At 67.0% G+C, this 16,644-nt stretch carries 17 protein-coding genes; 6 read left to right on the top strand and 11 right to left on the bottom strand.

What is annotated here, in order from left to right; translation table 11 throughout:
* Positions 1 to 3 precede the first annotated feature (3 nt).
* The 5 genes from BAMB_RS24765 to BAMB_RS24785 all read right to left on the bottom strand — a co-directional run bounded on the left by BAMB_RS24765 (position 4) and on the right by BAMB_RS24785 (position 5,403).
* Positions 4 to 711, bottom strand: a complete 708-nt coding sequence (locus tag BAMB_RS24765) for a phosphorylase (protein WP_011659890.1) — start codon at positions 709 to 711, stop codon at positions 4 to 6.
* A gap of 3 nt (positions 712 to 714) precedes the next feature.
* Positions 715 to 2,688: a squalene--hopene cyclase gene (shc, locus tag BAMB_RS24770; protein ID WP_011659891.1), complete on the bottom strand. Its 1,974-nt coding sequence runs from the start codon at positions 2,686 to 2,688 to the stop codon at positions 715 to 717.
* A gap of 15 nt (positions 2,689 to 2,703) precedes the next feature.
* A complete protein-coding gene (gene hpnE, locus BAMB_RS24775) occupies positions 2,704 to 3,957 on the bottom strand; it encodes a hydroxysqualene dehydroxylase HpnE (protein WP_011659892.1) in 1,254 nt (417 codons plus the stop codon).
* A gap of 4 nt (positions 3,958 to 3,961) precedes the next feature.
* Complete coding sequence (gene hpnD / locus BAMB_RS24780; protein WP_011659893.1) at positions 3,962 to 4,810, bottom strand: presqualene diphosphate synthase HpnD; 849 nt, start codon at positions 4,808 to 4,810, stop codon at positions 3,962 to 3,964.
* A 260-nt stretch (positions 4,811 to 5,070) separates the two neighbouring features.
* A complete protein-coding gene (locus BAMB_RS24785) occupies positions 5,071 to 5,403 on the bottom strand; it encodes a hypothetical protein (protein ID WP_006751672.1) in 333 nt (110 codons plus the stop codon).
* A 218-nt stretch (positions 5,404 to 5,621) separates the two neighbouring features.
* On the opposite strand from BAMB_RS24785, the gene BAMB_RS24790 reads away from it, so the two are divergent.
* Positions 5,622 to 6,506: an alpha/beta fold hydrolase gene (locus tag BAMB_RS24790; RefSeq protein WP_011659894.1), complete on the top strand. Its 885-nt coding sequence runs from the start codon at positions 5,622 to 5,624 to the stop codon at positions 6,504 to 6,506.
* 44 nt (positions 6,507 to 6,550) lie between these two features.
* Here the strand turns inward: BAMB_RS24790 and BAMB_RS24795 are convergent, their stop codons facing one another.
* The 3 genes from BAMB_RS24795 to BAMB_RS24805 are packed head-to-tail and all read right to left on the bottom strand — an operon-like array spanning position 6,551 to position 8,509.
* Positions 6,551 to 7,525, bottom strand: coding sequence for a GGDEF domain-containing protein (locus tag BAMB_RS24795; RefSeq protein WP_011659895.1), 975 nt, complete (start codon positions 7,523 to 7,525; stop codon positions 6,551 to 6,553).
* The gene (locus BAMB_RS24800; protein WP_041491559.1) at positions 7,522 to 8,148 is read right to left on the bottom strand and encodes a chemotaxis protein CheC; all 627 of its coding nucleotides are present in this window, start codon (positions 8,146 to 8,148) and stop codon (positions 7,522 to 7,524) included. The genes BAMB_RS24795 and BAMB_RS24800 overlap by 4 nt, the downstream gene beginning before the upstream one ends.
* Positions 8,141 to 8,509: a response regulator gene (locus tag BAMB_RS24805; protein WP_006751668.1), complete on the bottom strand. Its 369-nt coding sequence runs from the start codon at positions 8,507 to 8,509 to the stop codon at positions 8,141 to 8,143. Before BAMB_RS24805 ends, BAMB_RS24800 begins: the two co-directional genes overlap by 8 nt.
* Before the next feature lie 466 nt (positions 8,510 to 8,975).
* Between BAMB_RS24805 and BAMB_RS24810 the strand changes: the two genes are divergently transcribed.
* On the top strand, positions 8,976 to 11,216 hold the full coding sequence (locus BAMB_RS24810) for a hybrid sensor histidine kinase/response regulator (RefSeq protein WP_011659897.1): 2,241 nt from the start codon (positions 8,976 to 8,978) through the stop codon (positions 11,214 to 11,216).
* Positions 11,217 to 11,261: 45 nt separating this feature from the next.
* Here BAMB_RS24810 and BAMB_RS24815 read toward each other — a convergent pair whose 3' ends face one another.
* Entirely contained in the window at positions 11,262 to 11,816 is a 555-nt protein-coding gene (locus BAMB_RS24815) for an NADPH-dependent FMN reductase (protein ID WP_011659898.1), read from the bottom strand.
* 365 nt (positions 11,817 to 12,181) lie between these two features.
* Here BAMB_RS24815 and BAMB_RS24820 point away from each other — a divergent pair, with 365 nt between their 5' ends.
* Both BAMB_RS24820 and BAMB_RS34420 read left to right on the top strand, forming a co-directional pair.
* Positions 12,182 to 12,778 (top strand): RNA polymerase factor sigma-70, encoded by a 597-nt coding sequence (locus BAMB_RS24820; RefSeq protein WP_006751665.1) that lies wholly within the window; start codon positions 12,182 to 12,184, stop codon positions 12,776 to 12,778.
* Complete coding sequence (locus BAMB_RS34420) at positions 12,759 to 12,986, top strand: zf-HC2 domain-containing protein (RefSeq protein WP_011659899.1); 228 nt, start codon at positions 12,759 to 12,761, stop codon at positions 12,984 to 12,986. The genes BAMB_RS24820 and BAMB_RS34420 overlap by 20 nt, the downstream gene beginning before the upstream one ends.
* A 495-nt stretch (positions 12,987 to 13,481) precedes the next feature.
* Here the strand turns inward: BAMB_RS34420 and arsC are convergent, their stop codons facing one another.
* Together arsC and BAMB_RS35555 are read right to left on the bottom strand one after the other, a co-directional pair.
* A complete protein-coding gene (arsC, locus tag BAMB_RS24825) occupies positions 13,482 to 13,841 on the bottom strand; it encodes an arsenate reductase (glutaredoxin) (protein ID WP_011659901.1) in 360 nt (119 codons plus the stop codon).
* A gap of 624 nt (positions 13,842 to 14,465) precedes the next feature.
* Positions 14,466 to 14,618, bottom strand: a complete 153-nt coding sequence (locus tag BAMB_RS35555) for a hypothetical protein (RefSeq protein WP_158380545.1) — start codon at positions 14,616 to 14,618, stop codon at positions 14,466 to 14,468.
* 225 nt (positions 14,619 to 14,843) lie between these two features.
* Between BAMB_RS35555 and parA the strand changes: the two genes are divergently transcribed.
* Entirely contained in the window at positions 14,844 to 15,506 is a 663-nt protein-coding gene (gene parA / locus BAMB_RS24830; RefSeq protein ID WP_006751663.1) for a ParA family partition ATPase, read from the top strand.
* Positions 15,507 to 15,529: 23 nt separating this feature from the next.
* A complete protein-coding gene (locus BAMB_RS24835; protein ID WP_011659902.1) occupies positions 15,530 to 16,591 on the top strand; it encodes a ParB/RepB/Spo0J family partition protein in 1,062 nt (353 codons plus the stop codon).
* Positions 16,592 to 16,644 lie beyond the last annotated feature (53 nt).

The following is a 16,644-nucleotide window of genomic DNA, read 5'->3' on the forward strand; positions in this document are numbered from 1 at the left end:
CGCTCAGACGATCCGCATCGCGCCCGCACGCTCGAATGCGTGCCGCGCCTGGATCAGCGTCGTGCGCGCCGCGCGCGCGTCGCCCGCGACCTGCAGCAGCGGGCCGAGCTGCGACGGCTGCTTCAGCAGTTCGCGCAGGATCGGCAGGATCGCGGTGCTGCCGTCGTCGCGCAGGCCGGCCGTCGCCGCGCGCGGCAGCGTGCGCCACGCCGGGTCGACGATCGCGCGGCACACCGCGAACGGCACGCCGCGCGACGCCGCGAAGGCCGCGGCGATATGCGACTCCATGTCGACGGCGAGCGCGCCCTTCGCGCGATGCAGCGAAGTCTTTTCCTGCTCGCTGACCACCGGCGCGCTGACCGCCGCCATCGTGCCGCGCGTGACGCGCGCCCACACCGGCGTGTCGTGCAGCGCGGCGACGAGCCGCGCGCTCCAGGCCGGATCGGTCTGCACGCGGCCGAACGGCCCGTCGATCGCGTCCGCGATCACGAGCGCGCCGGGCGCGAGGTCGGGCGCGAGCCCGCCCGCCGTGCCGAAGCTCACGATGCCCGCGCAACCGCGCGCGGTCGCCTCGGCCAGCGCGCGCTCGAGCCGGTCGGCGCGCGCGGCGAACACGGCCTCGACGCCGTGACCGCGCGCGATGCGTGCCTCGAACGCCATCCCCGTGACGGCGATGACGGGCAACGTGCCGTTGTGCTGCGTCGGCGCCACGCGTTACAGCCCGAACGTCACGCGCGTGGCGTTGTTGCGCTTCAGGTTGCGATAGCGCGCGAGCGCCCACAGCGGGAAGAACTTGCGATAGCCGTGGTAGCGCAGGTAGAACACGCGCGGGAAGCCCGTCGCCGTGAAGCGCGTCTCGTCCCACAGCCCGTGTTCCTTCTGCTCGGCGATCAGGTACTCGACGCCGCGCGCGACGGCCGGGTTGTTCACCTCGCCGGCCGCCATCAGGCCGAGCAGCGCCCAGGCCGTTTGCGACGCGGTGCTCGGCGCCTGCTCGAAGCCGCGATAGTTCAGTTTGTAGCTGTCGCCATCCTCGCCCCAGCCGCCGTCCTTGTTCTGGATCGACAGCAGCCACTGCGCGCCGCGCTTCACGCGCGGATCGTCCGGCGTCAGGCCCGCGGCGTTCAACGCGCACAGGGCCGTCCACGTGCCGTACACGTAGTTCATCCCCCAGCGGCCGTACCAGCTGCCGTCCGGCTCCTGCTCCTTCAGCATGTAGTCGAGCGCGCGGCGCGCCGGCTCGCTGTTCAGCGGCGTCTCGCCGAGCTGCGCCAGCATCGACAGGCAGCGGCCCGACACGTCGGCCGTCGGCGGATCGAGCAGCGCGCCGTGATCCGAGAACGGAATGTTGTTCAGGTAGTACTGCGTGTTTTCCGGTTCGAACGCGCCCCAGCCGCCGTCGCTGCTCTGCATCCCGACGACCCACTCGCGCGCCCGCGCGATCGAATCGCGAAACGCGTCGTTGTGCTTGAGTTTCTGCACGCGATCCATGGCCACCGCGACCACCGCGGTATCGTCGACGTCCGGGTAGTGCGGGTTCGCATACTGGAACGCCCAGCCGCCGGGTCGCACGTGCGGGCGGCGCGAGATCCAGTCGCCGCGCACGTCGAGGATCTGCAGCGGGCGCAGCCATTCGAGGCCGCGGATCACGGCCTCCTCGGCGCGCGCGTCGCCGGTCTCGAGCAGCGCATGCGCGGCGAGCGACGTGTCCCACACCGGCGACAGGCACGGCTGGCAATACGCTTCGTCCTCCTGCACGACGAGCAGCTTCTCGATCGACTTGCGCGCGATCGCGCGGTTCGGATGATCTTCCGCATAGCCGAGCACGTCGTACATCATCACCGCGTTGGCCATCGCCGGATAAATCGCGCCGAGGCCGTCCTCGCCGTTCAGGCGCTCGTCGACGAACGACACGGCCTGACGGATCGCGCGTTCGCGCGTGTAGTTCGGGAACAGGCCGTCGGCCGCGCGCAGCGCATGGTCGACCACGCGGAAGAACGCGAACCAGCCGGGGCTCTGGTGGCCCTGACGCGGCAGCAGCCCGGCGTTGACGGGCGGGTCGACGAACAGCTCGTCGATGCGCACGCCGCGCGGGTTCTTCGCGATCGGACGCTTCGCGTTCAGCACCAGCAGCGGCACGATCACGGTACGCGCCCAGTACGACACCTTCGACAGGTGGAACGGGAACCACTGCGGCAGCAGCATGATCTCGACCGGCATCATCGGCACCGCGCGCCACGGAATCGCACCGTACAGCGCGAGCTGGATCCGCGTGAACACGTTCGACATCTCCGCGCCGCCCATCGCTTGGATCGCACGGCGCGCGCGCTGCATGTGCTCGGCGTTCTCGTCGTCGCCGATCACCTTCAGCGCGAAATACGCCTTCACGCTCGCGCTGATGTTCGGCGCGCCATCGGTGAACAGCGGCCAGCCGCCGTCGGCCTGCTGGACGCGGCGCAGATAGCGGCCGATCTTCTGTTCGAGCTCGAGGTTAGGCGTCTCGCCGAGATAGTGGACGAGCAGCACGTATTCGGCGGGAATCGTCGAGTCGGCCTCGAGTTCGTAGACCCAGTGGCCGTCCGCGTTCTGTGCGGCCAGCAGCGCATCGGTCGCGCTGGCGACGGCGGCGTCGAGCCCGGCCGGCACGGTGCCGGCGGACAGGGTAGCCATTTCGGTGAGATCGTTCATCGGTCCCTCTGTTACTTACTGTGTCTGGAGCACGTCCGCGGCCAGCTGGCCGGAACAGATCGCGCCCTCGATCGTGGCGGGCAAGCCGGTGGCAATCCAGTCGCCCGCCAGCACGAGATTGGTCCAGCGCGTACGCGCGGCCGGACGCTTCATTTCCTGCGACGGCACCGCCGCAAAGCCTGCGCGGGGCTCGACGACGAGCTGCCACGCGGGAATCGTTTCCGGGTTCGCGCCGCTCACGCGCGCGACGTCTTCCCAGATGCGCCGCGCGAGCGCGTCGCGCGGCATGTCGAGCCAGCGGCCCGCGTCGCGGATCGTCGCCGCGAGCATGCCGCCGCCCGCGCGCACCGCGTCGACCACACCGTTGACGACGGCCGTCTGCGGCGGGCCGCCGGCCGGTGTGTCGACCGCGAAGTACGCGGTCACGACCGCGCTGAACGTGTCGGGCGCGGTGAGATCCGGAACGAGCGGCTGCGCGACCTCGGGCGGCACGGCGAGCACGATCGCGTCGCCCGGCGCGAGATCCACGCGCTCGCCGCCGACCGTGACCGCATCGACCGCATTGCCGTGCGCGCCGAATTCGAACGCGTCGAGCCGCGAGTTCAGCCGGATCTGCGCGCCGCCGTGCTGCAGCATCCGCAGCGCCGGTTCGACGAAGGCGCTACCGAGCCCGTGGCGCGCGACGAGCGGGCGGCAGCCCGGGCCGCCCGCGGCAAACGTGCCGCACAGCACCGCGCGCGCGAGTTCGGCACTCGCGTGGCGCGGCTCGACGTTCAGCACCCCGAGGAAATAGGGGCGCAGCCAACGATCCCACAGCACGCCGTCGCATCGCATCGTCTGTGCGAGCGAGCGGCCGGTGCGCGCGAACGCGAGCGAGGCCAGCGCGAGGTAGTCGAGCGGCGTGGTACCCGGCGCGCGCGACGCGGCGTCGAACAGCCACGACGGCCAGCGCCCGTTGCCGAAGCGCAGCGTCCAGCGCTGCTGCGACGCGACGTCGGCCACCGGACATTCAGGCAGCGCGGGCCCCGTGAGCTGATCGGCCGCGCCGATCGCACGCAGGTAGCGCTGCGTCGCGGGCTGCCCCGCGAACACCTGATGCAGCCCGCTGTCGAGCGTCGTGTTCAGTGTCCCGTCGAACCACGAGCGGCAGCGGCCGCCCGCGTGCGCATGCGCGTCGTGCAGCACGATGCGCCGCCCGCGACGTTGCAGCTCGACGGCGGCCGACAGGCCCGCGAGTCCTGCACCGATCACGTGGACGGTTCTGGGCATCGGCTCAGAACAGCGCGTAGCGCGCGGCGATCATCAGCATGCGCGCCTTCGGCTTGCGCAGCGGCGCGCGCGGCGCGGCGAAGCCGCGCGCGACCGCGGCCTCCAGAATGCAGCGATACGCGCCCGACATGATGCGCGGCGCCTTCACCTGCGCACGCGTGCAGGTATCCATCACGGCGTCCGCCGCGCGGAAATGCTCGAGCGCGCGCTCGACCAGCGTCGCGCACACGCGCGGCAGCGCCGGGTCGCGCACGATCGTCGCCGGATCGGTGATCGCGATGCCTTCGCGCGCGAGCAGCTCGCGCGGCAGGTAGCAACGGTTGATCGCCGCGTCGTCGTCGATGTCGCGCAGGATGTTCGTCAGCTGCAACGCGCGGCCGAGGTGATGCGACAGCGCGATGCCTTGCGCTTCCGGGATCCCGAAAATCCTCACCGACAGACGGCCGGCCGCGCTCGCCACGCGATCGCAGAACAGGTCGAGCGTCGGTTCGTCCGGCGCGCAGATGTCCTCGGCGGCGTCCATCGCCATTCCGTCGATCATCGCGTGGAAATCCTCGCGCTTCAGGTCGAACGCGCGGATCTCGCGCTCGAGCGCGACCAGATGGCGCGGCGGCTGGCCGGCGAAGCACGCGTCGATGTCCGCGCGCCAGCGATCGAGGCCCGCGTTGCGCTCGGCGCGCGGCAGGTCGCTGTCGGCGATGTCGTCGACCGCGCGGCAGAACGCGTAGACCTGGAACATCGCGTCGCGCTGCACCGCCGGCAGGATGCGCATCGCCAAATAGAAAGAACTGCCCGATGTGACGGCAGCGGCGTCGGTTTCTTGTTCGTCCACGACGAGATTGGAAACGGCCAAGACGAGCTCCACGGAGACGCCCACGCGGGGCGATTGAAGAAGCCATGCCCGGCTGGGTTGGTCAGGGCGTCAAATGCGTGCGAGATATGCGAACGATCGACGCAGACAGGCACAAATTACCGGCCGGAAGCCGGAATTGGGCGAAAGTATAGCAATCTTTGAAGTTCGATGGCGGACCCGTGCCGCGCCTGGCGGCCCGCGCAAAGGCCGGCGGGAGCTGGTGCGGCCGGCCCCGGCGGGGAACGGCGTCGCGCCGCGCGTCAACCGTAGACGATGTCGCGCTGCAGATCGAGCGCGATGAGCCCCATTTCGCGGGTCAGCTGCAGCACTGAGCGGCGTTCGAGCCGCGAGCCCATGAAGCTCGTCACGCAGCCGTCGGGCTCCGCCGTGAACTGGAACGACGCGCCGCCGGTGCCGAACCACGCGCCCGGGACGTCGGGCGACTCGTGCCAGTCGAGCTGGTCGAACACGCGGGTGATGCCCGCGCGCACCGCGTCGCTCGGGCCGATCGGCGGCGCGATCTCGCCCAGGTCGTCGAGGGAATAGGGGCCGGGCTTGTCAGGCCGCCGGTAGAAAAGGTAGTCGACGTTCATGGGGCGCCATCGGAAGCAAAGTGTCAAATTAGCGCGCTTCGGCGCAAAATCAAATCAGATCAGGACGAAATGTGGCCTGTAGGAGACAAAAGGGCTTCGTCACGGCAACCGGTGCGGGTATGCGCACAGTCGGCCCGCGCGTGCCGGCTTGAACGCGCGCCGTTTCGGCCACGCACCTTCGTCTAAGATGAACATCTTTCTCGAAAAAGACGGACACCATGGAGACGAACGTAACCGCCGCCGCGCCCTCCGACCATCCCGTTTTCGTGCTGGTGCACGGCGCGTGGCACGGTGCGTGGTGCTATGCGCACGTCGCGGCCGCGCTGGCCGAGCGCGGCTACCTGTCGATCGCGCGCGACCTGCCCGCACACGGCATCAACGCCCGCTTTCCCGCATCGTATCTCGAACGGCCGCTCGACAAGGACGCTTTCGGCGCCGAGCCGTCGCCGGTCGCGAATACCACGCTCGACGATTACGCGACGCAGGTGATGGAGGCCGTCGACGACGCGTACGCGCTCGGCCATGGCAAGGTCGTGCTGGTCGGCCACAGCATGGGTGGCCTCGCGATCACGGCCGCGGCGGAACGCGCGCCGGAGAAGATCGCGAAGATCGTCTATCTCGCCGCGTTCATGCCCGCATCGGGCGTGCCGGGCCTCGACTACGTGCGCGCGCCCGAGAACAAGGGCGAAATGCTGGCGCCGCTGATGCTCGCGAGCCCTCGCGTCGCCGGCGCGCTGCGGATCGATCCGCGCAGCGGCGATGCCGCGTATCGCGCGCTGGCGAAGCGCGCGCTGTATGACGACGCGGCGCAGGCCGACTTCGAGGCGATGGCGAACCTGATGACCTGCGACGTGCCGGCCGCGCCGTTCGCGACCGCGATCCCGACGACCGCCGCGCGCTGGGGGGCGATCGACCGTCACTACATCAAGTGCCTGGAGGATCGCGTGATCCTGCCCGCGCTGCAGCAGCGCTTCATCGACGAAGCCGACGCGTTCGTGCCCGGCAACCCGACGCACGTGCACCAGCTCGACACCAGCCATTCACCGTTCGTGTCGCAGCCGGCCGTGCTGGCGGCCGTGCTGGTGGATATCGCGAAAAGCTGAACGACGCGCGGCGCCGGCAAGGCGACGCCACGGTCACGCGGCGCTCACGTGTACGCGATCGACCGGTCGCGCCCGAGCCGCTTCGCACGATAAAGCGCGGTGTCGGCCTCGTTGACGAGCACGTCGGGCGCCGTCGCGCCCACCGTCGCGCACGCACCGCCGACGCTCGCCGTCACCGGCACGCTGACGCCTTCCGCGTCGACCGGCGTGCTGCCGATAGCGTCGCGCACCTTGTCCGCCACCCGCATCGCCTCGTCGAGATTCGTGCACGGCAGCAGCAGCGCGAATTCCTCGCCGCCGAAGCGGCCGAACGTGTCCTGGGAGCGCACGATCGACGCGACGCGGCGCGCCGTCTCGCGCAATACCGCATCGCCGGCCGCATGCCCGAACCGGTCGTTGATCGTCTTGAAGTGATCGAGGTCGAACAGCAGCATCGACAGGTCGCCGCCGTAGCGCTGCCAGCGCGCGAACTCGTCGCCGAGCCGCGCCTCGAAGAAGCGCCGGTTCGCGATGCCGGTGAGGCCGTCCCGATTCGCATGCTCGCGCAGCTTCGCGACTGCTTCCTCGCGCTCGCGCTGCATCACGCTCACGTGCGTGACGTCCGAGATCGTCACGCACACGGCCTCGACTTCGCGGCCACGCGTGAGCGGCATGAACGTGCAGTCCTGCTGCATGTAGTCGACGCCGCCGGTGATCGGCCGGTCGTGCTCGAAGCGAAACAGGTAGGGCCGCTGCTCCCACGAGCTGAACGCGAAGCTGCCGAGCTGGAACACGCTCTCGAGCTTGCGTTCGAGCCACGCGCGCGGCAGCTCGGGAAAGCAGTCGAACAGGTTGCGGCCGATCACGTCGGCAGCCGGGATGCCGCTGTGGTCCTGCATGAAGCGATTCCACATCAGCACGGTCATCGAGCGGTCGAGCACGAACAGGCCGAAGCCCACCCGTTCGATCACGAGGTCGCTCAGCGACGCCGCGGTGGCGGTGGTGGCGGGGCGGGTAGTAGTAATAGTAGTAGCGGTCATAGCGCGGACAGCAACGCGTCGAGCGAGTCGCCCATCAGCCGGATCGAATCCTCGGCCATCAGCATCACGAAATGTGCGCGGAACGCGTGATCCTCGAGTCCGAAATTCACTTCGAGCAGCAGCGCGACGCTCCATGCGAGCACGTTCGGCTGGAACACGTCGTCGAACGACACGTTCGCGCCGAGCAGCCCGGGCGGGAAGAACACGGGCTTGCGACCGAGCTCGTCCAGGATCGACGACACGCACGCGCTCATCAGCACGTTCGCGACATCGAACACGACCTCGTCCTGCGTCGCCATGCCGGCATACACGCCGTCGCCGAACGTGCGCTCCATCAGCGACATGAGCCGCGCGACACCCGCGCTGCGGCACAGCACGATCGCCTCGCCCTTGATGTCGGAACGGAAGCCCTGGCGCACGGCCGTCACGTTCTCGCGGATGCCCGTCATCTCGCGCAGCGCGTCGCCCGCATCGGCGGCCTTCACGACGCGCACGCGCGGTACCGACAATTCGATGAAATGTCCGAGCAGCAGCGCGAGCCGTGCGGCGGCGCGCCCCATCGCGAGGTTGGCGATCTCCTGCAACGCGTCGCGTTGCTCCGCCGTGAACACCGATTCAGGCATACAACCCATACTCCTTGAGAATGGGCAGCAATGCCTCCGACGTCACGGGCTTGGCAACGAATGCGATCGCGCCCAACTCGCGCACGCGTGCTTGCGCCTGCGGCTGAATATCGGCGGATACCACGATCACGAACGTGTTCAGATCTTCGTGGCGCAGTGTCTCCAGCACCTGATAGCCGTTCAAGTCGGGCATCGTCAGGTCCAGAAACATCACGGAAGCTTTGCCGTCACGATAGAGCGCCAGCGCCTCGCGACCATTCGCCGCATACGCGACATCGACGTCCCAGTCTCCGGGCAGTGCCTTTGTCAGAAGTTTGCGAGCGAGCAAAGAGTCGTCGGCGATCACGATCGGCAAAGGCATGGCAGCGAAGCGGTATTCGGAATGGTCTCTCTCGCGTTAACGACCGCGCGGCGCGCTTCTTGAGGCGCCATGCAATCAAGCGCTGGCAGCCACCGTGCGGACGCGCGCGGGCGCCGCGGCACGATGCACGCGACACACCGCGCCGCAAACGCCGGCGGGCGCATATATCTGTCATAGGGAAAGCAAGGCGCGATTCTCTGAGTAAACCGGAGGCGGTGCAACTCGCCATATTCACCATTTCGAACAAAATCGATCCGATCCCCCGGCATTCCGAAAACAGCCGCGATCATTTTCGAGATAAGCACGCAAAATTTTTCTTTGTGTACGTTTGCGCTGCCGGATTCATAGCGTTTTCAAACTTTCGATTTACCCCGTCGGAATCACCAGGTTGCCCCGCTGCGCCGGGTACGGCGGGTCGGCGCAACTCGTTTATGATTGAACACCGCAGCTTGACCCGCTCTCTTCAATGACGTCCGAACGTCCCGCCGACTCCCGCCCGCCCGCCTCCACGCCTGCCGACGACTGGCAGGATGGCGGCAGTTATTCGGCCGGCGCGCCCGAGCACGATTTCGCGGTCCGGCGCGTGACGCTGATCGTGCTGCTGGTCGCGGCGATCGTGCTGCCGTGCATCTACGTGTCGGTCATGGCGTACAACGACCTGAAGGCACGCGAAGCCGCGGCGAGCGACGTGACGATGCGCACCGTGCGCGTCGCCGAGGAGCATGCGCTCAAGGTGTTCGACCTGACCGAGACGCTCGATGCGCGCATCGTCGACCTCGTGCAGGACATGGACGACGCCAGCGTGCGCCGCCAGGAATCCGACATCCACGAAGCGCTGAACACGATCGGCGGCGGCTATCCGCAGGTGGCCGCGGTGTCGATCTTCGGCGCGAGCGGCATGTTGCTCGCGAACAGCCTCTACTATCCGGCGCCCTACGCGTCGATCGCGAACCGCGACGACTTCGCCGGCATTCGCGACGGCAAGGTCATCGAACATATCTCGCGGCTGATGATGGGGCCGCTCAAGCTCGAGAACATCCCCGTGTTCAACACGGGCGTCGCGCGCCGTCATAGCGACGGTTCGTTCGCCGGGATGGTGTCGATCGCGCTGAAATCGTCGTACTTCAATTCGTTCTACCGCGAGCTCCTCGGCGGCGCGGCCACGCCGATGACGATGGCGCTCGCGCGCTCCGACGGCGCGGTGATCGCGTCGTATCCGCCGCCGCCGTCGCTCGCGCACACCGATCTCACGACCACGTTCGGCAACGAACGCAACGATCCGCGCGCGGGCATCGTGCGCGTGCGTCACGACGGCGCCAGCGAGATCGTCGCGTACCGCCAGGTCGGCAGCTATCCCGTGTACGTGACCTGCGCGTACCGCACGTCGGCGATCCGGCGCGAATGGTACGAACACTTGAGCGTGCTGGTCATCTCGATGTTCGCGCCGTCGATCGCGCTGTGGTCGGTGATCTGGCTGTCGCTGAAGCGGCTGAAGGCGGAAGAGGAGGCGTGGGATCGCTGGCAGGCGGAAGCGTCGATGCGGCGCTCGATCGAATCGGCGTACCGGCAGTCGCGCAAGATGCAGGCGCTCGGCAACCTGGTCGGCAGCGTCGCGCACGATTTCAACAACCTGCTGATGATCATCTCGAGCAACGTGCAGATCGCGCGGCGGCGCGGCGTCCAGCATCTCGACAAGGAACTCGGCGCGATCGAACGCGCGCTGAAGAACGGCCAGTCGCTCACGCGCCAGCTGCTCGGCGTCGCGCGCAAGCAGCCGCTGCACAACGAGACGATCGACATCGGCCAATGGGTCGGCACGTGCCGCGAACTGCTGAAGACGTCGCTCGGTTCGAAGTCGTCACTGGTCGTCGCGATCGAGCCCGGTGTATGGCCGATCCGCGTCGACGTCGCCGAGCTCGAACTCGCGGTGATCAATCTCGCCGTCAACGCGCGCGACGCGATGACGATCGGCGGCCGCTTCACGGTCGGCGCGCGCAACGTGACGCTGCGCCGCGAGGACGGCTTTCCGCTGACCGGCGACTTCGTGCAGATCTCGCTCGACGATACGGGCTCGGGCATGGCGCCCGAGGTGCTCGCGCGCGCGTTCGAGCCGCTGTTCACGACGAAGGCGCAGGGGATGGGAACGGGGCTCGGGCTGCCGCAGGTGTTCGCGTTCTGCGAACGCTCGGGCGGCCTGGCGACGATCGACAGCGCGGTCGGCGCCGGCACGTCGGTGCGCCTCTACCTGCCGCGTGCAGGCGTCGAGGACATCGTCGCGCGGCCACCGGCCGTCGCGCACGACACCAGCGCGCTCGCGGGCCTGCACGTGCTGCTGGTCGAAGACAACAGCGAAGTCGCGGCCGGTACGGAAGCCCTGCTCACGCTGCTCGGACACCGCGTCACCTATGCGCCCACCGCCGACGACGCGTTGCGCCTGATCGAAGGCGCGGCCGCGAACGACGCGTTCGACCTCGTCATCTCGGATATCCACATGCCGGGCCGCCTGAACGGCATCGATCTCGCCGAAGCGATCGACAAGCGGCCGGGGAAGCTGCCCGTGATCCTGGTCACGGGTTACGCGGAGGAACTCGACCGCACGCGCACCGTCAACGTGCGCGTGCTGTCGAAGCCGTTCGACATCGCGCTGCTCGACGAGATCCTGCTCGGCATCCGCGAAGCGCGCGATGCGCGGCACACCGACACCTGACCCGCGTCACGCGGGCCGGTGCCGGCAGCTCGAACGGTGCGGCGATCAGGCGGACTTCAGCATGCGCACCCAGTCGACGTAGCGGTCGACGAAGCCCTGCAGGAACTTGCGGGTGTCCTCGCTGACGATCTGGCCTTGGTCGTCGATGCGCGCCGGGTCGTGCTTGATGAACATTTCCGGCTGCGCGAGCGTCTTCACGTCGAGATACGCGAGCACGTTGCGCAGGTGCTGCTGCGCGAGCGCGGTGCCGGTCGCACCCGGCGACGTGCCGAGCACCGCGCCCGGCTTGCCGGACCACGAGTTGTGCCCCCACGGGCGCGAGCCCCAGTCGATCGCGTTCTTCAGCACGCCCGGAATCGAGCGGTTGTACTCAGGCGTGACGAACAGCAGCGCGTCGGCCGCTTCGATCGACGCCTTGAAGCGCTTCGCGACGTCCGGCAAATCCGCATCGTAGTCCTGGCTGTACAGCGGCAGTTCGCCGATCTCGACGAATTCGAACGAGAAATCGGCGGGCGCGAGCGAAATCACGGCGTGCGCGAGCGCGCGATTCCAGGAACCGCGACGCAGACTGCCGACGACGACGGCAACACGATAGGACATGGCTTTCTCCTTCCGGTGGGTGAGGAATCGGATCGATTGATTCGAAACAGGCTACAAAGGTCTGTTTATAGGCAAGCCAGCCCGCGAACCGTCCCACGGGGCCGACCGCCCGACTTTCCACAAGGTTTTCCACAGAAATTGTGGATAACTCGATCGTTATGGTCTGATGTTACAAACCGCCCGCATCGCGATTTCGCGCCACGCGACGCAAGGTTCCGGCAAGCATAGCGCAGCGCGTCGGCCGGCTTCATGAAATCGTGACGGAACATGCGTTGCAGCGCGGCGTCGCGCCCAGTAAGCTGCTCGCAGCGCGCCGCCCGGTGGCGCACGCGATTGCTTCCGCTTCGTAAGGCTCCCGACCCGCCATGCCGTCCGCGTACGACGATCCTCCCTATCTCACGCAACTGCGGCGCGACCTGCTGCGCTTTGCGCGACTCCAGCTACGCGATGCCGATGCGGCCGAGGATGCCGTGCAGGAAGCGCTGACCGCTGCGTGGTCGCACGCGGGCGAGTTCGCGGGACGGTCCGCGCACAAGACCTGGGTGTTCGGGATCCTGCGCAACAAGCTAATCGACATCCTGCGCGCGCGGCAGCGGACGGTGAGCCTGTCCGCGCTCGATGCGGAGCTCGACGGCGAATCCGCGCTCGATCGCGAGCTGTTCAAGGAAAACGGGCATTGGGCCGCGCATACGAAGCCGCGGCCGTGGCCGCGCCCCGAGACGCTATTGCAGCAACAGCAGTTCTGGACGCTGTTCCAGGTGTGTCTCGATCACCTGCCGGAACACATCGGGCGCGTGTTCATGATGCGCGAATTCCTCGATGTCGAGATCAACGACATCTGCACCGAACTGACGTTGACGACGAACCATTGCAGCGTGCTGCTGTATCGGGCGCGCACGCGCCTGCGCACCTGCCTCAGCGAAAAAGGACTGACGACCGAAGATGCTGCCGGGGAAATGTAGGGACGTGACGCGACTGCTGTCGGATGCGCTCGACCGGTCGTTGACGCTGCATGAGCGTCTGCAGGTGCGCGTGCATCTGCCGGCTTGCAGCGGATGCCGGGCGTATCGTGGGCAGATTGCGGTGCTGCGGACGGCGGCGCAGGCGGTGGGGGGGCGGGGGGTGGGGGATGATCGGGATGCTTCGTCGGCGGGGGACGAGCGGGGGTGAGTTGGCTGGGGCTGTGTCGTTCGCGGTCATGCGTTGCGGCGGCTGCCGGGGGATGTTCTTGTCGACGTTGACGCGGTGACGCGGGAGGTCGCTCGGGTCGCTCGGGTCGCTCGGGTCGCTCGGGTCGCTCGGGTCGCTCGGGTCGCTCGGGTCGCTCGGGTCGCTCGGGTCGCTCGGGTCGCTCGGGTCGCTCGGGTCGCTCGGGTCGCTCGGGTCGCTCGGGTCGCTCGGGTCGCTCGGGTCGCTCGGGTCGCTCGGGTCGCTCGGGTCGCTCGGGTCGCTCGGGTCGCTCGGGTCGCTGGCGGTCGCTCGCGGTCATCGAGTGCGGCGCCGGTGGCGGGGATGCGCGCGAAGTCGCCGGCGGTGTGTGAATCCGGTGGGTCGATCCGGCTCGCTCTGTGATTGCCGCTGCGAGCCGCGGCACGAGAATTCAGTCGATCAATCCGGCACGCCCGCGCCGGACTGACGCAATAAGAAAAATACGCCGACCAACAATTACTCGAACAGCGTCCGCACCGACTCGGGCGGCCGGCCGATGGCTGCCTTGCCTCGATACACGACGATCGGACGCTGCAGCAGAATCGGATGGGCGGCAATCGCTTCGTAGGCCTCCGCATCGGCCAGACTCTCGCGGGCCAAATCCAGCGTCTTGTACGGCTCCTCGCCATCGCGAAGCATGTCGCGCACCGGGCGACCAAGCTGACGATGCAGCGTGTCCAGTTCCTCGACCGTCGGCGGCGTCTTCAGATACTCGACGACATTCACCGGCGTGCCAGTGGTGTTCAGCGCCTCGACCAGCGCGAGCGTCTCGCGGGACTTCGAGCAGCGGGGGTTGTGATAGATCGTGATCATCATTCAGGCCAGGATGGGAGAGGCACGTATTGTAGCCAGTCTGGTTAGGGGCGTTTTGGTGCGGTGCCGGCGCGCGTGAGGAAGGGGAATCAAATTCTCGGATGACATTTGGTGCCCCGTCGCCCCCGTCGCCCCCGTCGCCCCCGTCGCCCCCGTCGCCCCCGTCGTCCGTGATGCCCGTGATGCCCGTGATGCCCGTGATGCCCGTGATGCCCGTGATGCGTTTATGCGCATAAAGTGCGTCGGGCTGGGGGCGATACGTGAGCCGTCTTCGCTCGCGAATAGCGCGGGGCGAATTGCACGACGCATCTCTATGGCGTGCGGGCTACGAGCCGGGGGACCGCCATATGGTTTATCGGTCGCATAAAGCTGTGGCTTCCCAGAGCGGGGCGGTCCACCGATATCCGCAGCCGGGCTCATGCATACCGATGCGTCGACTGATCAGCGAGGCGATACGGGATGTTGTTCGGAGCATCGTCGTGGGGCGAGATTTACGCTTGCGAGCCGACGGGGCGACCGCGAATGGTCGCAGATCCTCTCGATGGTTTATGCGCATAAAGGCCGGGGGCAATCAATGCAGTGTCGCTGCACATGACGCGTATCCCGTCGCCCTAAGCAACGCGTAGTTCATCGGTCGGGCTCGTGCTCAAAGCAAGGCCCCGAGGCGTAGATGCTCTCCGCTGCGCGGAAGTTTATGCGCACAAATTCCGCCGCCGTCTCGGCAACGTCTTCCCACAACAAGCGGAAGGGCAGGCCCTGATACATCTCAACGATCAGCATCTCGAACGCGCTCCCGAGACGTCGACCTGCGTGAAGCTTGCTCCACCACTCATCATCGCGGCCCGGCAATCTCACTTCTAACCACGGCCGCCATCTGGCATCCCCCCTCGTTTATGCGCATAAACCGATAGCCCGAATGGCCAATGCGTAGTTTGTGAACGACAATTTCATTGAAATATAAATATCGTCCTGTAGAATTCCAACGACCAAAAACAGGAGTGAAAATTGGCCGCGGAAATCATTGCAGTCACTCAACAAAAAGGTGGCGTCGGCAAAAGCACGATTGCCATGCATCTCGGCGCGGCATTCCATGAGAAAGGGAAGCGTGTCCTCGTCATCGACGCCGACGGTCAAAACACACTGATTCACTGGTCGAGCGCATCGGGTGACAGCGACGCCGGCATCCCGTTCCCCGTCGTCAACCTCGCTGAAGCCGGCGGCCAAATCCATCGCGAGATCAAGAAGTTCATCAACGACTACGACATCATCGTCGTCGATTGCCCGCCGTCGATCACCGAGAAGGTCTCCGGCGTCGTGCTCCTGGCCGCATCGATCGCCGTGATTCCGACTTCGTCGTCGCCGGCCGACTACTGGTCGAGCGTCGGGCTGGTCAAGCTGATCCAGCAGGCGCAAGTGATGAACGAAGACCTCCGTGCCGTCTTCCTGCTGAACAAGACCGAAGAGAAGCGCATGCTGACGCGCGAACTCAAGCGCGCGCTCGAGGAACTCGGCTTCCCGTTGTTGAAGACGCAAATCCCGACCCGGGAAGCGTACAAGCAAGCGATGGCGCTCGGTCAGACCGTGCTGCAGATGAACGACCGCGGCGCCAAGCTGGCCGCCGCGGAAATCCGCGCATGTGCCGACGAAATCGTCGCCATGCTGCCCTGACTTTATGCGCATAAAGGAGTCACATGAAGCCCTCCCAATTTGCAAAAGGATTCCAAGCGCGCCCGGATATCACGACGAGCGAGAAGCGCACGGCGCTTGATCGGCTCAATGCCATCGACGGCATCGTCAAGTCCGACACGGCCACGCCGGCCCCGACGAAGTCCGCCAAGAAGGACATCACGCCGCCGCCGGCTATGGAAGTCCTGCTCGATCCGTCGGTCGACGAATCGCCGCAATATCGCGCGTGGCGCCTCGAGAGTCGCTATGCGCCCGGCCAGGTGATCGAGCTACCGCTGAAGGCAATCAAGCACAGCCCGTTCAACCCGCGGCACTTCTATCTGAAATCGTCGATTGCCGAGCTCGCGGTCAACCTCGCGAAGCAGGGGCAGCAGCAGGCGATCCACGTGATTCCTGACTACGACAATCCGGGTACGTATTTCGTCAGCGACGGCGGCCGTCGCGTGCGCGCGCTGAAGGAAGCGAACAAGGAGTCGGTGAAGGCGATCGTGATCGACGTGCCGATCGGGATCCAGAGCTACAAGCTCGGCTACGACCTGAACGTGCAACGCGATTCGCAGACGGTGTTCGACAACGCCGTCGTGTGGCGCCGCTTCCTCGACGACAAGCACTTCCAGAGTCAGAAGGAACTGTCCGAACATCTCGGCCTCGACGAGTCGACGGTCGCGGTTGCGCTGTCGATCGGCAAGCTGCCGGAAACCGTGATGCAGGAGATGGTCGCGCGCCCCGATCGCTTCGGTTCGAACATGGCGTATCAGGTCGGCCGATATCACAATGCGCGCGGTACCGAGGCAACGCTGCGGCTGATCAACAAGATCGTGTCCGACGATCTCAGCACGCGCCAGGTATCGGACATCGTCAAGGGCCGCGTCGCGGCGCAGGAGACGCCGAAGCCAGCGGGCCGCCAGCGCTATGCGCAGCGTCTCGAGATCAAGCTCGGCGGCAAGTCGGTCGGCGACCTGAAGTCGTATGGCGAAGACCGCATCGAACTGCGCCTGCGCGGCCTCCCGAAGGACAAGCGCGACGCGATCCTCGAGCAGCTCGAGCGGATGCTGTTGTCGGAGTGAGGGAAACGGCCGGCAGGGCCTGGCGATGCGCCGGGCCCGCCGGTTGGGCGGGC

This window comes from Burkholderia ambifaria AMMD (genome assembly GCF_000203915.1).
GTDB lineage: Bacteria > Pseudomonadota > Gammaproteobacteria > Burkholderiales > Burkholderiaceae > Burkholderia > Burkholderia ambifaria.

Coding starts and splice junctions, on each gene's coding strand:
- shc (WP_011659891.1), bottom strand. CDS start 2,688: ATGAACGATCTCACCGAAATGGCTACCCTGTCCGCCGGCACCGTGCCG.
- hpnE (WP_011659892.1), bottom strand. CDS start 3,957: ATGCCCAGAACCGTCCACGTGATCGGTGCAGGACTCGCGGGCCTGTCG.
- BAMB_RS24785 (WP_006751672.1), bottom strand. CDS start 5,403: ATGAACGTCGACTACCTTTTCTACCGGCGGCCTGACAAGCCCGGCCCC.
- BAMB_RS24790 (WP_011659894.1), top strand. CDS start 5,622: ATGGAGACGAACGTAACCGCCGCCGCGCCCTCCGACCATCCCGTTTTC.
- BAMB_RS24795 (WP_011659895.1), bottom strand. CDS start 7,525: ATGACCGCTACTACTATTACTACTACCCGCCCCGCCACCACCGCCACC.
- BAMB_RS24800 (WP_041491559.1), bottom strand. CDS start 8,148: ATGCCTGAATCGGTGTTCACGGCGGAGCAACGCGACGCGTTGCAGGAG.
- BAMB_RS24805 (WP_006751668.1), bottom strand. CDS start 8,509: ATGCCTTTGCCGATCGTGATCGCCGACGACTCTTTGCTCGCTCGCAAA.
- BAMB_RS24810 (WP_011659897.1), top strand. CDS start 8,976: ATGACGTCCGAACGTCCCGCCGACTCCCGCCCGCCCGCCTCCACGCCT.
- BAMB_RS24815 (WP_011659898.1), bottom strand. CDS start 11,816: ATGTCCTATCGTGTTGCCGTCGTCGTCGGCAGTCTGCGTCGCGGTTCC.
- BAMB_RS24820 (WP_006751665.1), top strand. CDS start 12,182: ATGCCGTCCGCGTACGACGATCCTCCCTATCTCACGCAACTGCGGCGC.
- BAMB_RS34420 (WP_011659899.1), top strand. CDS start 12,759: ATGCTGCCGGGGAAATGTAGGGACGTGACGCGACTGCTGTCGGATGCG.
- arsC (WP_011659901.1), bottom strand. CDS start 13,841: ATGATGATCACGATCTATCACAACCCCCGCTGCTCGAAGTCCCGCGAG.
- BAMB_RS35555 (WP_158380545.1), bottom strand. CDS start 14,618: ATGCTGATCGTTGAGATGTATCAGGGCCTGCCCTTCCGCTTGTTGTGG.
- BAMB_RS24835 (WP_011659902.1), top strand. CDS start 15,530: ATGAAGCCCTCCCAATTTGCAAAAGGATTCCAAGCGCGCCCGGATATC.